Genomic DNA, 13,562 nt, shown 5'->3' with positions numbered 1-13,562 from the left:
CGAGGCTGCGCCGGAGGCCGTCTTCCCCGGGCGGCCGGACCGGTCAGGAATCGAGAAGCGCCCGCCTTCGGGCCGCGGCTAGCGTGACGGCCATGGACATCACCATTCACACGACCTTCCTCCCGCACGACGACCCGGACGCCGCCCTGGTCTTCTACCGGGACACCCTCGGCTTCGAGGTCCGCAGCGACGTCGGACAGGGCAAGATGCGCTGGATCACGGTCGGCCCCGTCGGGCAGCCCGGTACGTCCATCCTTCTCGCCCCGCCGGCCGCCGACCCGGGCATCACCGAGGAGGAGCGCCGCACCATCGTCGAGATGATGGCCAAGGGCACCTACGGCTGGATCCTGCTGGCCACTCCTGACCTCGACGGCACCTTCGAGAAGCTGCAGGCCGGTGACGCCGAGGTCGTCCAGGAGCCGACCGACCAGCCGTACGGCGTCCGCGACTGCGCCTTCCGCGATCCCGCGGGCAACCTGGTCCGCATCCAGGAGGTGCGCTGAGCCGTCCGGCAGCCGGTGAGGCCGTGATCGCCGGCGTCACCACCCGCGAGGCATGCGGCGGACGGCGTTCCCCGGCCGCCGCCCGCTCCGCACCCGCCGGCGAGCACCCCGTGCCTGCCCCGGCAGTCACCCGGGTGCTCGCGGACACCGATGGAAGGAGTTCTCTCATGTGCCGTCCCGCATGGGCGCGCGCACTGACCGCGGCGCAGCGTCTGAACGACCTCGCGCGACTGCGCCGCGTCCGCGACCGGATCGACCGCGATTACGCGCAACCGCTGAACGTCGAGGCGCTCGCCCGAGGCGCGAACCTGTCGTCCGGGCACCTCAGCCGCCAGTTCCGGCTCGCCTACGGAGAGTCCCCGTACGCCTATCTGATGACGCGTCGCATCGAGCGCGCGATGGCACTGCTTCGCCGTGGCGACCTCACTGTCACCGAGGTCTGCTTCACGGTCGGCTGCTCGTCGCTGGGCACGTTCAGCACCCGCTTCACCGAGCTGGTCGGCATGCCGCCCAGCGTCTACCAGCGCCGCGCGGCGGACGCCGCCCCGGGGATTCCGTCCTGCGTGGCCAAGCAGGTGAGCAGGCCGATCAGGACCCGGCACGTGCCCGCCTCCGAGCTGCAATCGGCGTGATCCGTCCCGCGCAGTCCCGCCGCGCGAACTCGACGAGCCCTACCAGTACTTCCTGATCCGGCCGCGGCGCATCCAGGCCTGGCGGGAGGCGAACGAGCTGCCGGGACGCGACCTGATGCGCGACGGCCGCTGGCTCGGCCGACCGTCCGCCCTGGAGCGCCGGCCGCCCCGACGACCGATCAGTTTCGGAGAAGCCGTCGCCGCCGCGGATCCCTAGCCTGGGATTGTCCCGTTCAAGCCCCGCAAGGCCCCCAAGCCCCTCAGAGCCCGGAATCCTGCGAGCCCCGGACCCCCCGCAAGCCCCGCAAGCCCCGCCAGTCCTGCCAACCCAGCGCGAGAGGAACCTGCCATGAAGAGCACGCAGACGTCCGCCAAGAGCACCGGCCCGGCCGACGAGAAGTACGACGGGTTCACGGCTGAGGAGCGCAGCGCGATGAAGGAGCGCGCCCGGGAGCTGAAGGCGTCCGCACGGCGCGGATCGCGCGCGGCCAAGCCGGACCCGGAGGTCGAGGTGCTCGCGAAGATCGCCGAGATGGAGGAGGCGGACCGCGTCATCGCCGAGCGGATCCACGCCATCGTCAAGGCCAGTGCGCCGGCCCTCTCGCCGAAGCTCTGGTACGGGATGCCCGCGTACGCCAAGGGCGGCAAGGTCGTCTGTTTCTTCCAGAGCGCGCAGAAGTTCAACTCGCGGTACGCCACGCTCGGCTTCAGTGATCAGGCGGTGCTCGACGAGGACACCATGTGGGCGACCACCTACGCCCTGACCGAGCTGACCGCCGCCTCCGAGGCGCGGATCGGCGAGCTGATCAGGACGGCCGTGGGCCCCGCCTCCTCCGGCGACCGCTGATCACCGCCCGGGCACGACCGGGCGGGTGTGGCCTTTGCACGGGCACCACCCTCCGGTCCGGCGTGGTCGGCGGCGGCGCCCCCGCGACGGGGTGTCACGCCGGCGCTATGGCGTCCGAACGATCGGATGCCATAGCGCTTCCGCTGACTACACTGACGCGGTGAGCCCGAGGAGATCCGTCGCCGACGCCCGCCGGACCCGCACCGCGATCCTGCGCCGCGGCCTGGACGTCGCCTCGGTCGAAGGGCTGGAGGGCCTGACCATCGGCCGGCTCGCCACCGACCTGTCGATGAGCAAGTCCGGCGTGCTCGGCCACTTCGGCACCAAGGAGAGCATGCAGCTCGCCGTCGTCGACGAGGCGGTGGGGCTGTTCGTCCGCGAGGTGGTTCGGCGCGCGGCCGCCGCCGGCGCGGCGCCCGGGCTGCCCCGGCTGCTCGTCCAGTGCGAGGCGTGGGTCTCCTACCTGGAGCGCGACCTGCTGCCCGGCGGCTGCTTCTTCACCGCCGTGACCGCCGAGTTCGACGACCGGGAGAGCGGGCCGGTCCGGTCGGCGGTGGCCGCCAAGAGCGCGGTCTGGCAGCGCGAACTGCGGCGCCAGGCCGAGCTGGCGATCGCCGCGGGCCGGCTGCCGGCCGAGCCGGACGCCGAGCAGGTCGTCTTCGAGCTGACCGGGCAGGTACTGGCGCTCAACCACGCCCTCCGGCTCTACCGGGACCACGCCGCCGCCGACCGGACCCGGCGGGCGATGCGGCGCCTGCTCGGGCTGCCGGCCGCACCCGACGGGCGACCGGAACTGGCCGCGCTGCCGGAGCCGGGCGGCTTCTGAGGGCCCCACCCGTCCCCCCGTGCGCACGCCCCCGTGCGCCCGTCGGCAGCGGCCCTGGCTCAGCGCCGGTAGAGCGCGTCGAGCTCGCCGAAGCCCAGCGCGCCGTCCGGTTCCGTCAGGGTGCCCGCGCCGAGCAGTTCGGCGGCGGCCCGGCGGGCGGCGGTGTAGGCGAGCTGGGCCAGGCCGGTGCCGACGCTGATCCGCCGCACCCCGGCGGCGGCGAGCTCGGCCACGGTCGGCCCGCCCGCCACCGCCATCGCGTTCACCGGGAGCGGGGACGCGGTGCAGAGCCGGGCCAGCGCGTCGAGGTCGAGCAGCCCGGGGACGAAGAGGCCGTCCGCGCCCGCCTCCGCGTACGCCGCCGCGCGGGCCAGCACGTCGTCGGACCGGCCCTCGGCCGGGCCGATCCCGAACAGGAAGACGTCCGTCCGGGCGTTGACCACGAGCTCCGGCAGGCCCGCCCCGGCGGCGGCCTCCCGGGCGGCCCGCAACCGCGCGGCCTGCTCGGCCACCGTGAAGAGCGGGCCGCCGGGGGCCGCCGAGTCCTCCAGGTTGACACCGGCCGCGCCCGCGGAGATCAGCGCCCGGACGGTTTCGGCGACGTCGGCGGGCTTCGGGCCGTAGCCGCCCTCGGCGTCGACGGTGACCGGCAGGTCGACGGCGGCGGCGATCCGGCGGGCCGCCTCGACCGCCTCCGACCGGCCGAGCTGCTGGCCGTCGCCGCGGCCGAGTGACCACGAGACGCCACCGCTGGTGGTGGCGATCGCGGCCGCACCGGCCGAGGCGATCACGGCGGCGCTTCCGGCGTCCCAGGCGTTCGGCAGGACGAGCGCCCCGCCGAGCGCCGCACCGGGCGCCCCGTCGGCCACCAGCGCCCGCAGCCGCAGGGCCCGCTCCCGGAGCGACGTGAGGGACGTCAGGGATGTGAGGGACGTGAGCGACGTGGGGGACGCGCCGGAGCTGAGCGGCGTGAGCGGCGTAGGCGACGTGCTGGTGCGGGTCTCGGAGGACATGCGGGGTCACCGTCTTTCGTGCGGTCGGGCTGTCGACCTGAATCCTGTTGCCCGGGCACTGTCGGCTCAATTGATTCGGCTGAGACCGAATCCTCGCGCGGATATAAGCCGACCTGGCGGTACGAATGGCCCCGCGCAGCGCACCTCGGCGCACCCCCTCCTCATATGATCGGAGCGACATGCGCCATGCTTGGTGATGCAGAGCACTGTACGAACTTGCGCCGACGGGCTTGACAGCCCGACGGCCGAGAAGGAGGAAGCACGTGGACGACGTTCTGCGGCGCGCCGCACTCTTCGCGGCACTCGACGACGAACAGGCCGGCGAGCTGCGCGCTTCCATGACCGAGGTGACCCTCGCCCGCGGTGAGTCGCTGTTCCACGAGGGCGACCCGGGCGACCGGCTGTACGTCGTCGCCGAGGGCAAGGTCAAGCTGCACCGCGCCTCGCCGGACGGCCGCGAGAACATGCTCGCCGTCCTCGGCCCCAGCGAGATGATCGGCGAGCTGTCGCTGTTCGACCCGGGCCCGCGCACCGCCACCGCGAGCGCGCTGACCGAGGTCAAGCTGCTCGGCCTCGGCCACGGCGACCTCCAGCCCTGGCTGCACGCCCGCCCCGAGGTCTCGATCGCGCTGCTGCGGGCCATCGCCCGCCGGCTCCGCCGGACCAACGACGTGATGTCCGACCTGGTCTTCTCCGACGTGCCCGGGCGCGTCGCCAAGGCCCTGCTGGACCTCTCGCGCCGCTTCGGCGTGCAGTCCGAGGAAGGCATCCACGTCGCCCACGACCTCACCCAGGAGGAGCTGGCCCAGCTGGTCGGCGCCTCCCGCGAGACGGTCAACAAGGCGCTCGCCGACTTCGCCGGCCGCGGCTGGCTGAAGCTGGAGGCCCGCGCGGTGGTCCTGATGGACGTCGAGCGGCTCTCCCGCCGCTCGCGCTGATCACCCCGAGCTCACTGCGAGCACGCCCCGTCCGACGCCGAGGGCCCGTACACCGAGGACGGTGTACGGGCCCTCGCGCATGCCGGGTCGGGTCGGGTCGGCGCGCGCCGTGCACCGGGTCGGACCGGTCCGTGCCCGCGGCGGGTCAGATCAGCCCGTGGTCCTCCAGGTACTGCAGCTGGGCCCGGACCGACAGCTCGGCGGCCGGCCAGAGCGAGCGGTCCACGTCCGCGTAGACCCGGGCCACTACCTCGGGCGCCGTCGCAAGGCCGGCCTCGACCGCCGTCTCCACCTGGGCGAGCCGGCCGGCCCGGTGCGCGAGGTAGTAGTCGACGGCGCCGAGCGCGTCGGCGAGCACCGGCCCGTGGCCGGGCAGCACGGTGCGTACGCCGTGCTCGGAGGCCATGGTGTGCAGGTGGCGCAGCGAGTCCAGGTAGTCGCCGAGCCGGCCGTCGGGGTGGGCGACCATCGTGGTGCCGCGCCCGAGGACGGTGTCGCCGGTGAGGATCGCGCCGTCGGCCGGCAGGTGGAAGGTGAGCGAGTCCGAGGTGTGGCCGGGGGTGGCGACCACCCGCAGGTCGAGGCCGCCGACGTCCAGCCGCTGCCCGTTGGTCAGGCCCTCGGAACCGAGCCGGTACGCCGGATCCAGGGCGCGGACCTCCGTCCCGGTCAGCTCGGCGAACCGGGCGGCGCCCTCGGAGTGGTCGGCGTGGCCGTGGGTGAGCAGGGTGAGCGCGATGCGCTTGCCCTGCTGCTCGGCGGTCTCGATCACCCGGCGCAGGTGGCCCTCGTGGAGCGGGCCGGGGTCGACGACCACCGCGAGGTCCGAGCCGGGCTCGGAGAGCAGCCAGGTGTTGGTGCCGTCCAGCGTCATCGGGGACGGGTTGGGCGCCAGCACACAGAGTGCCCGGGGGGTGGCCTCGCCGCCGATGGCGGCGGCGGGGTCACCCGGCAGGAGTCCGCTCACCGGCCGCCCTCGCTGACCCGATGCAGGACGCGCGACGGAACGGCCCGGACGAGGGCGCGCTGCACGATCTCCGGGAAGGGGACGGCGCTGTCACAGGCGAGGGTGCGGGCGGTCAGGCTGCGGGCCGGCATCGTGCGCGCCGTCCGGCGAGCCACGTCGTTGTGGGTCATCGGGCGTCGGTCCTTCCTTGGAGGCGAGTGCGGGGTAGTGCTCTTCGGAACCCGGCGGTCTCCGAAGGTCCGTGGGGTTCGCGGGTCAGTGGGCTCAGGGACTCAGGGGACCAGCGGGTCGGTGGGTCGGTGGGCTTCGGGCGTCAGCCGTTCCGCAGGTCGGTGGGTCGGTCGGTGGGCTTCGGGCCGGTGATCCTCGCGGGTCAGTCGGCTTCGGGAAATTCTCCGTCGATGGTCAGCTCTTCATACCCCGGCCATCGAACCGTCATTCGATCACCCCGGACCTCGGCGCGGCCGAGGACCGGGTCCAGCGACCGGCCCGACGCGGCGGCCAGCGCCTCGGCGGCGCTGCGCACCGGCAGCAGCTCGCGCAGCACCGTGACGGTGGGCGGCAGCATGCCGAACCGGCCCTCCTCGTGGCCGCGGACCGCCTCGGCCGGGGTCAGCCAGGCGACCTTGTCCGCCTCGCCCACCTCCAGCGCGGCGCGCTGGCCCGAGGGCAGAACGGCGACGAAGAACCAGGTGTCGTACCGGCGCTCCTCGAACTCCGGGGTGACCCAGCGGGCCCAGCCGGCCAGCAGGTCACTGCGGAGCAGCAGGCCCTCCTTGCGGAGGAAGTCGGCGAAGGAGAGCTCGTGAGCCTCCAGGGCGGCACGCTCGGCGCTCCAGTCCCGGGGCTCGGCGACGCTCTCGGTGTCCGGGCCGGCCAGCAGGACTCCGGCCTCCTCGAAGGTCTCGCGGACGGCGGCGCAGACCACCGCCTGCGCGGTCCGGGCGTCCACTCCCAGCCGCTCCGCCCACTCCTGCGGGCCCGGACCGGCCCAGCCGAGCTCGGCCTCGGCGTCGCGCGGGTCCACCCCGCCGCCCGGGTAGGCGTACATGCCCGCGGCGAACGCCATCGAGGTGCGACGGCGCAGCAGGTAGGCCTCCGGCCCGGCGGCCGCGTCCCGCAGCAGCACCACGGTGGCGGCGGGCCTGGGCACGGGCGGGGTCAGCTCGCCGGCGTCGACCGCCCGGATCCGGGCAGGCCAACCGGGCGGCATCGGGAGCGTCGTTGCTCGATGGTCCATGCCCGGATGCTAAGCGCACGAAGGCGGGGTTGGACAGGCCCAACCCCGCCTCTTCCGATCAGTGCGTCAGACCCCGGCCTTGACCCGGACCTGCAGCTCGACCTCGACCGGCGCGTCCAGCGGCAGCACCGTGACGCCGACCGCGCTGCGGGCGTGCACGCCCGCCTCGCCCAGCACCTGGCCGAGCAGCTCGCTGGCGCCGTTGATGACTCCGGGCTGGCCGGTGAAGTCCGGGGCGGAGGCGACGAAGCCGACCACCTTCACGACCCGCTCGATCTGGTCCAGGTCGCCGATCACCGACTTGATGGCGGCCAGCGCGTTCAGCGCACAGGTCTGCGCGAGCTGCTTGGCCTCCTCCGGGGTCACCTCGGCGCCGACCTTGCCGGTGCTCGGCAGCTTGCCGCCCACCATCGGCAGCTGGCCGGAGGTGAACACGAACTCGCCCGAACGCAGGGCCGGCACGTAGGCGGCGACCGGCGCGGCCACCGGCGGCAGGCTCAGGCCCAGCTCGGCAAGCTTCTCCTCGACCTTGCTCATGCGTTCTTCTCCCGCTTGAAGTAGGCCACCAGCTGCTCCGGGTTGGGGCCGGGCACGACCTGGACGAGCTCCCAGCCGTCCTCGCCGAAGTTGTCCAGAATCTGCTTGGTCGCGTGCACGAGCAGGGGCGCCGTCATGTATTCCCACTTGGTCATGGCCAGACTCTAGACGAGCGGCCCCGGCGAGCCGTGCGGCCCGCGGGCACGCGTGTGAGGTGGCCCACAAACCGGGCATGATTCAGGCCTGGCCCCCCTGATGCTCCCGGCATCCGGCGCGGTCCCTGGTTACCCTCGCGGGAGGGCACCTGTGTGAGGGCCCCTGTGGGAGAGCACCTGTGCGACGGCACCCGAGCGGTGGCGGCCCGCAGTGGCCCCCGGCCCTCGAAGACGGACGGAGACGGAGCGTGGCACGCACCCCCGGCCAGGCGGCCCGGCGCGATCCCGACTGGGAGGGCGTCCGGCTGCACGTGGTCAGCGGCAAGGGCGGCACCGGGAAGACCACCCTGGCGGCGGCACTGGCACTGGCCCTCGCCGCCGAGGGCAGGCGGACCCTGCTGATCGAGGTGGAGGGCCGCCAGGGCATCGCCGAGCTGTTCGGGATCGCCGCGCTGCCGTACGAGGAGCGGCGGATCGCCTCCGTCTCGCGCGCGCAGCTGGGCCTGCCCGCGGCCGCGCCGGGTGGCGAGGCCACCAGCGGCGAGGTCTTCGCGCTGGCCATCGACACCGAGCAGGCGCTGCTCGAGTACCTCGACATGTTCTACAAGCTCGGCCGCGCCGGCAAGGCCCTGCAGAAGGTCGGCTTCGTCGACTTCGCCACCACCGTCGCCCCCGGCGTCCGGGACGTGCTGCTCACCGGCAAGGCCTGCGAGGCGGCCCGGCGCAAGGGCCCGGACGGGCGGCGTGCGTACGACGCGGTGGTGATGGACGCACCGCCGACCGGCCGGCTCACCCGCTTCCTGAACGTGAACTCCGAGGTGGCCGGGCTCGCCCGGATAGGCCCGATCCACACTCAGGCGCAGGCCGTGATGCGGGTGCTGAGATCGCCGGAGACCGCGGTGCACCTGGTCACCCTGCTGGAGGAGATGCCGGTGCAGGAGACGGTCGACGGCTTCACCGAGCTGCGCGAGGCCGCCCTCCCGGTCGGCGGGGTGATGGTGAACATGGTCCGGCCGCCGGTCCTGGACGCGGCCGCGGTGGCCGCGGTGGACGGGGACCACCGCGAGGAGGTCGCGCTGGCCCTCGGCGAAGCGGGCCTCGGGGGTCGCTCGCGCAAGCCGGACACCGTCCGGGCGGCCGTGGACCCCCTGCTCGACCCGCTGCTGGAACAGGCCCGGGAGCACGCCGAGCGGGTGGAGCTGGAGCGCGAACAGCGCGCCGACCTCGAGCAGCTGAAGCTGCCGACCTACGAACTTCCGCTGCTGGGCGAGGGCGTGGACCTCGGCGGGCTGTACCGGCTGGCGGCCGAACTGAAGCGTCAGGGGGCGGCGTGAGCGGCGGCGGTAGGAGTGACAGCGGCGGCATGAGTGGCGACGGCGGCATGGGCGGCGGCGGCAACGGGGTCCGCGGGAGCGGCAGCCGGCTCGGCGTGGACGAGCTGATCGACGACCCGAAGACCAGGATCATCGTCTGCTGCGGCTCGGGTGGTGTCGGCAAGACCACCACCGCGGCGGCGCTCGGGCTGCGGGCGGCCGAGCGCGGCCGCAAGGTCGTCGTGCTGACCATCGACCCGGCCCGCCGGCTGGCCCAGTCGATGGGCCTGACCGAGCTGGACAACACCCCACGGGTGGTCAAGGGCGTCACCGGCGACGGCGAGCTCCAGGCCATGATGCTCGACATGAAGCGGACCTTCGACGAGGTCGTGCTGGCCCACGCCGAACCCGAACGGGCCAAGGCGATCATGGAGAACCCGTTCTACCAGTCGCTCTCGGCCGGCTTCGCGGGCACCCAGGAGTACATGGCGATGGAGAAGCTCGGCCAGCTGCGCGCGGCCGAGGAGTGGGACCTCATCGTCGTCGACACCCCACCGTCCCGCTCCGCGCTGGACTTCCTGGACGCGCCGAACCGGCTCGGGTCCTTCCTGGACGGCAAGGTGATCCGCATCCTGACCGCGCCGGCCAAGGTCGGCGGGCGCAGCGCGCTGAAGTTCCTCAACGTGGGGATGGGCCTGCTCACCGGCACCCTGGGCAAGATCTTCGGCGCCCAGCTGCTGACCGACGTGCAGACCTTCGTCAGCGCGATGGACTCGATGTTCGGCGGATTCCGCGAACGCGCCGACCGGACGTACCAGCTGCTCAAGGCGCCGGGCACGGCGTTCCTGGTGGTGGCCGCACCGGAACGGGACGCCCTGCGCGAGGCGGCGTACTTCGTCGACCGGCTGGCCGCCGACCGGATGCCCCTGGCCGGGCTGGTGCTCAACCGGGTCCACGGAACGGGCGCCCCGCAGCTCACCGCGGAACGTGCGCTGGCGGCGGCCGAGGCACTGGAGGAGAACGGCGCGGAGCACGCCTCCCCCGAGGCCGAGCTGCTCGCGGCCGGACTGCTGCGGCTGCACGCGGAGCGGATGCAGATCGTGGTGCGGGAGCGCCGCACCCGCGACCGCTTCGTCTCGGTCTACCCGGACGTGCCGATCGTCGAGGTCGGCGCGCTGCCCGGGGACGTCCACGACCTGGACGGGCTGCGGGCCATCGGCGACCGTCTGAGCGGTGCCGTGTAGCTCGGCCGCACCGGGTGGTGGTCCGGCCCGCCGGGCCCGGCCTCCGCGCTCGGCCTCGGCGACTCGGCGCGCGGGCGGTGGGCCCGCCTGGTCCGGTACTCGGGCGGTGGACCCGCCTGGCCCGGTGCTCAGCCCGCCTGGGCGTAGTCCGTCAGTATCACGCCGGTGGCGAGGGACTCCTCGTACTCGGTGCGGGCCGTCTCCAGCAGCCGCCGCCACGACATCACCGTCGGCCGACGGCGCAGCAGCGCCCGGCGCTCCCGCTCCGTCATCCCGCCCCAGACCCCGAACTCCACCCGGTTGTCCAGCGCGTCCGCCAGGCACTCCGTGCGAACGGGGCACCCACTGCACACCGCCTTGGCGCGATTCTGCGCCGCCCCCTGGACGAACAATTCGTCCGGATCACTAGTGCGGCAGGCGGCCTGCGCACTCCAGTCGTCAACCCAGCCCATGCCGGCGCCGTCCTCTCCCGAATCGAGGCTCCCCCACGGCGGCAACGGCATATTCACCGTTGCCAGTTGAGGACGTTACGGAAGAACGACAGCTTGCAACAGCCCCTTCGGGCTCAATCTCGCATGACCCGATTGGACTATGGGTATCGGTCAGCTCACTCGTTGGAGTGACTGCAGGTCGCAAGCCTTGCCAGGAACACCGGGGCCACTCTCGCCACGCGCGTGGTCACGGAGTGCCACCAAAAGCAGGGGCACAACGGGCGACAGCTACCTCAAAACCACTACACAGGGGGGCAATTCGGGCAAAGCTCATCACTCACAAGAGTGAATGATGTTGACGTACCGAAGCTGTCGCAAGCTTGTGACAAGCCTAGGCGAACACCTGCCCCGGCGGAGGGGAATCGGCGACGTAGGGTTCTCCTCATGGCACCGAAGCGCCCCCAGGCACCCCAGCCCCCAGGCAACACCGGAGCTCCGCGCGGCCGGCGCCGCGGGTCACCGCTCGACTTCGCGGGACACGGAGTGAAGTTCCTGGGCGTCAGCGTGCTCTCAGGAGTCCTGCTGGCCGGCATGGCCCTGCCCGCCGTCGGCGCGCTCGGACTGACCGCCAAGAGCACGGCGGAGAGCTTCGAGAACATCCCGGACGACTTCAAGACCCCGCCGCTGACCCAGGCCACCCAGATCTTCGACGCCAAGGGCGGGCTGATCGCCAAGGTCTACGAGCGCGACCGTACCGTGCTCGCCGCCGACCAGATGTCGCCGTTCATGCGGCAGGCGCAGGTCGACATCGAGGACGCCCGCTTCTACGAGCACGGCGCCGTCGACCTCAAGGGCGTGCTCCGCGCGGTCAGCAAGAACGCGGAGAGCGGCACCGCCTCGCAGGGCGCCTCGACGCTGACCCAGCAGTACGTGAAGAACGTCAACGTCGAGAAGGCCGGCGACGACCAGGCCGCCGTCCTGGAGGCCCAGCGCAAGACCCTGGGCCGCAAGATCCAGGAGCTGAAGGTCGCGATCAAGCTGGAGGAGGACCTGACGAAGGACCAGATCCTCACCAACTACCTGAACATCACCTTCTACGGTCACCAGGCCTACGGGGTCGAGGCCGCCTCCCAGCGGTACTTCAGCAAGAACAACAAGGACCTCACCGTCGCCGAGGCCGCCACCCTGGCCGGCATGGTGCAGAACCCCTCGTCGTTCGACCCGGTGCGCTACCCGGAGAACACGGTCAAGCGCCGCAACATCGTGATCGACAAGATGGTCGAGAACAAGCACATCACCGCGGACCAGGCCAAGGAGGCCAAGGCCGCACCGCTGGGCCTGAAGTACAAGGACCCGCAGAACGGCTGCATCACCGCCCAGGCAGGCATGGGCTTCTTCTGCGACTACGTCCGCCACGTGGTCAAGCAGGACCCGGTGTTCGGCAAGAACGTCGCCGACCGGAAGAAGTTCTGGGACCAGGGCGGCCTGAACATCTACACCACCCTCGACCCGGACAAGCAGGCCGCCGCGCAGAACGCGGTGACCTCCAAGGTGAAGGTCACCGACCCGGTGTCGGCCGCCGCCACCATGATGGAGCCCGGCAGCGGCAAGATCCTGGCGATGGCCCAGACCCGCCCGTACGGCCTGGACCCGAACAAGAACCAGACCGTCGTCAACCTGAACGTCGACGCGGCGATGGGCGGCGGCAACGGCTTCCAGACCGGTTCGACGTTCAAGCCGGTCCTGGCCGCGGCCGCGCTGGAGTCGGGCATGTCGCCCACTCAGCCGTTCCCGTCCGAGAACAGGATCGACTACCCCACGATGTCCACCTGCTCGGGCACCTGGAAGAACACCGCCAAGGGCAAGGACCGCAGCGTCGGCAACGAGTCGCCCAGCGAGGTCGGCCCGTACGAGCTGAAGCAGGCGATGGCGCTCTCGGTCAACACCTACTTCGTGCAGATGGAGCAGCAGGTCGGCCTCTGCGCGATGAAGCAGATGGCCAACAAGCTCGGCATCAGCCAGACGGCCAAGGGCGACCCGTTCGTCGAGGTCCCCTCGATGGTCCTGGGCACCCTGGAGCTGTCCCCGCTGACCATGGCGAACGTCTACGCGACCTTCGCCGCCCGCGGCAAGTACTGCACCCCGATCGCCATCAACAAGATCACCACCGTGGACGGCAAGGACGTCAAGGTCCCGCAGTCGACCTGCAACCAGGCCTACTCCGAGACCACCGCGGACAACCTCAACACCGTCCTGCTCAACGTGACCGAGAAGGGCACCGGCGCCTCCCTCGGCCTGGAGGGCGGCCGTCAGATCGCCGGCAAGACCGGTACCACCGACGAGAAGAAGGCCGCCTGGTTCAGCGGCTACACCCCGCAGGTCGCCACCTCCGTCTGGCTCGGCGGCCCGGCCGGCGGCGTGAAGATGAAGAACATCAAGATCGGTGACACCTACTACGGCAGCGACGGCGTCTTCGGCGCCACCGGCCCGGGCCCGATCTGGCAGCTGGCGATGAACCAGGCCCTGCGCGGCGCCCCCATGGAGAAGCTGCCCACCCTCGACATCCCGGACCCGGCGCCCAAGCCGGACCCGAACGCCACGCCGCCGGGCGCCGCCACGCCGCCGAGCGGCGACGCGGCCGCCGCGGGCGGCAACCCCGGCGGAACTCCGGGGGGCAACCCCGGCGGGATGATCGGCGGCGGGTTCACCCTCCCGCCCGGGATCATCGGCGGGAACGGAAACGGAAACGGGAACGGCAACGGCGGCGGCCGGCACTAGCCGAGGCCGACGCGCGACGACAGGGGCGCCCTCCGAGCGATCGCTCGGGGGGCGCCCCTGTGTCTGCTGCTGTGCACGCGGTGCGGTGCGGGTGGTGCGTTCGGTGGCGGGTCCTACGCGTCGGTGCGGGTCCTACGC

General features: G+C 72.5%; 15 protein-coding genes and 1 pseudogene. 9 read left to right on the top strand and 7 right to left on the bottom strand.

What is annotated here, in order from left to right; genetic code table 11:
* Positions 1 to 92 precede the first annotated feature (92 nt).
* The 5 genes and pseudogenes from OG286_RS21775 to OG286_RS21755 all read left to right on the top strand — a co-directional run bounded on the left by OG286_RS21775 (position 93) and on the right by OG286_RS21755 (position 2,808).
* Positions 93 to 503 carry a VOC family protein gene (locus OG286_RS21775; protein ID WP_396326010.1) on the top strand — a complete coding sequence of 137 codons (411 nt, stop codon included), beginning with the start codon at positions 93 to 95 and terminating at the stop codon, positions 501 to 503.
* A gap of 167 nt (positions 504 to 670) precedes the next feature.
* Positions 671 to 1,135 (top strand): helix-turn-helix transcriptional regulator, encoded by a 465-nt coding sequence (locus OG286_RS21770; RefSeq protein WP_396326009.1) that lies wholly within the window; start codon positions 671 to 673, stop codon positions 1,133 to 1,135.
* A 19-nt stretch (positions 1,136 to 1,154) separates the two neighbouring features.
* Positions 1,155 to 1,271, top strand: a pseudogene (locus OG286_RS21765) (pyridoxamine 5'-phosphate oxidase family protein); the annotation flags it as partial.
* A gap of 213 nt (positions 1,272 to 1,484) precedes the next feature.
* Complete coding sequence (locus OG286_RS21760) at positions 1,485 to 1,982, top strand: iron chaperone (RefSeq protein ID WP_396326008.1); 498 nt, start codon at positions 1,485 to 1,487, stop codon at positions 1,980 to 1,982.
* 160 nt (positions 1,983 to 2,142) lie between these two features.
* Positions 2,143 to 2,808 (top strand): TetR/AcrR family transcriptional regulator, encoded by a 666-nt coding sequence (locus OG286_RS21755; protein ID WP_396326007.1) that lies wholly within the window; start codon positions 2,143 to 2,145, stop codon positions 2,806 to 2,808.
* A gap of 59 nt (positions 2,809 to 2,867) precedes the next feature.
* On the opposite strand, the gene OG286_RS21750 is transcribed toward OG286_RS21755, so the two are convergent.
* A complete protein-coding gene (locus OG286_RS21750) occupies positions 2,868 to 3,728 on the bottom strand; it encodes an isocitrate lyase/phosphoenolpyruvate mutase family protein (RefSeq protein WP_405366074.1) in 861 nt (286 codons plus the stop codon).
* A gap of 356 nt (positions 3,729 to 4,084) precedes the next feature.
* Here OG286_RS21750 and OG286_RS21745 point away from each other — a divergent pair, with 356 nt between their 5' ends.
* Positions 4,085 to 4,759, top strand: coding sequence for a Crp/Fnr family transcriptional regulator (locus OG286_RS21745; RefSeq protein ID WP_030240972.1), 675 nt, complete (start codon positions 4,085 to 4,087; stop codon positions 4,757 to 4,759).
* Between the two features lie 145 nt (positions 4,760 to 4,904).
* On the opposite strand, the gene OG286_RS21740 is transcribed toward OG286_RS21745, so the two are convergent.
* The 5 genes from OG286_RS21740 to OG286_RS21720 form a co-directional block, all read right to left on the bottom strand.
* On the bottom strand, positions 4,905 to 5,726 hold the full coding sequence (locus OG286_RS21740; protein ID WP_396326005.1) for an MBL fold metallo-hydrolase: 822 nt from the start codon (positions 5,724 to 5,726) through the stop codon (positions 4,905 to 4,907).
* On the bottom strand, positions 5,723 to 5,896 hold the full coding sequence (locus OG286_RS21735; RefSeq protein ID WP_396326004.1) for a hypothetical protein: 174 nt from the start codon (positions 5,894 to 5,896) through the stop codon (positions 5,723 to 5,725). The genes OG286_RS21740 and OG286_RS21735 overlap by 4 nt, the downstream gene beginning before the upstream one ends.
* 203 nt (positions 5,897 to 6,099) lie before the next feature.
* Complete coding sequence (locus tag OG286_RS21730) at positions 6,100 to 6,966, bottom strand: NUDIX hydrolase (RefSeq protein ID WP_396326003.1); 867 nt, start codon at positions 6,964 to 6,966, stop codon at positions 6,100 to 6,102.
* 66 nt (positions 6,967 to 7,032) lie between these two features.
* Positions 7,033 to 7,503: a RidA family protein gene (locus OG286_RS21725; protein WP_396326002.1), complete on the bottom strand. Its 471-nt coding sequence runs from the start codon at positions 7,501 to 7,503 to the stop codon at positions 7,033 to 7,035.
* Positions 7,500 to 7,658, bottom strand: coding sequence for a DUF4177 domain-containing protein (locus OG286_RS21720; protein WP_094743074.1), 159 nt, complete (start codon positions 7,656 to 7,658; stop codon positions 7,500 to 7,502). Before OG286_RS21720 ends, OG286_RS21725 begins: the two co-directional genes overlap by 4 nt.
* Positions 7,659 to 7,906: 248 nt before the next feature.
* On the opposite strand from OG286_RS21720, the gene OG286_RS21715 reads away from it, so the two are divergent.
* Together OG286_RS21715 and OG286_RS21710 are read left to right on the top strand one after the other, a co-directional pair.
* A complete protein-coding gene (locus OG286_RS21715; protein ID WP_396326001.1) occupies positions 7,907 to 8,992 on the top strand; it encodes an ArsA-related P-loop ATPase in 1,086 nt (361 codons plus the stop codon).
* A 29-nt stretch (positions 8,993 to 9,021) separates the two neighbouring features.
* Positions 9,022 to 10,215 (top strand): ArsA family ATPase, encoded by a 1,194-nt coding sequence (locus tag OG286_RS21710; protein WP_405365707.1) that lies wholly within the window; start codon positions 9,022 to 9,024, stop codon positions 10,213 to 10,215.
* 128 nt (positions 10,216 to 10,343) lie between these two features.
* Here the strand turns inward: OG286_RS21710 and OG286_RS21705 are convergent, their stop codons facing one another.
* Positions 10,344 to 10,667, bottom strand: a complete 324-nt coding sequence (locus OG286_RS21705; RefSeq protein WP_033333275.1) for a WhiB family transcriptional regulator — start codon at positions 10,665 to 10,667, stop codon at positions 10,344 to 10,346.
* A 423-nt stretch (positions 10,668 to 11,090) separates the two neighbouring features.
* Between OG286_RS21705 and OG286_RS21700 the strand changes: the two genes are divergently transcribed.
* The gene (locus tag OG286_RS21700; protein WP_405360382.1) at positions 11,091 to 13,424 is read left to right on the top strand and encodes a transglycosylase domain-containing protein; all 2,334 of its coding nucleotides are present in this window, start codon (positions 11,091 to 11,093) and stop codon (positions 13,422 to 13,424) included.
* Positions 13,425 to 13,562: the final 138 nt, after the last annotated feature.

This window comes from Kitasatospora sp. NBC_00039, from assembly GCF_045160625.1.
Lineage (GTDB): Bacteria > Actinomycetota > Actinomycetes > Streptomycetales > Streptomycetaceae > Kitasatospora.
This window is presented reverse-complemented; position numbering and strand designations above follow the sequence as displayed.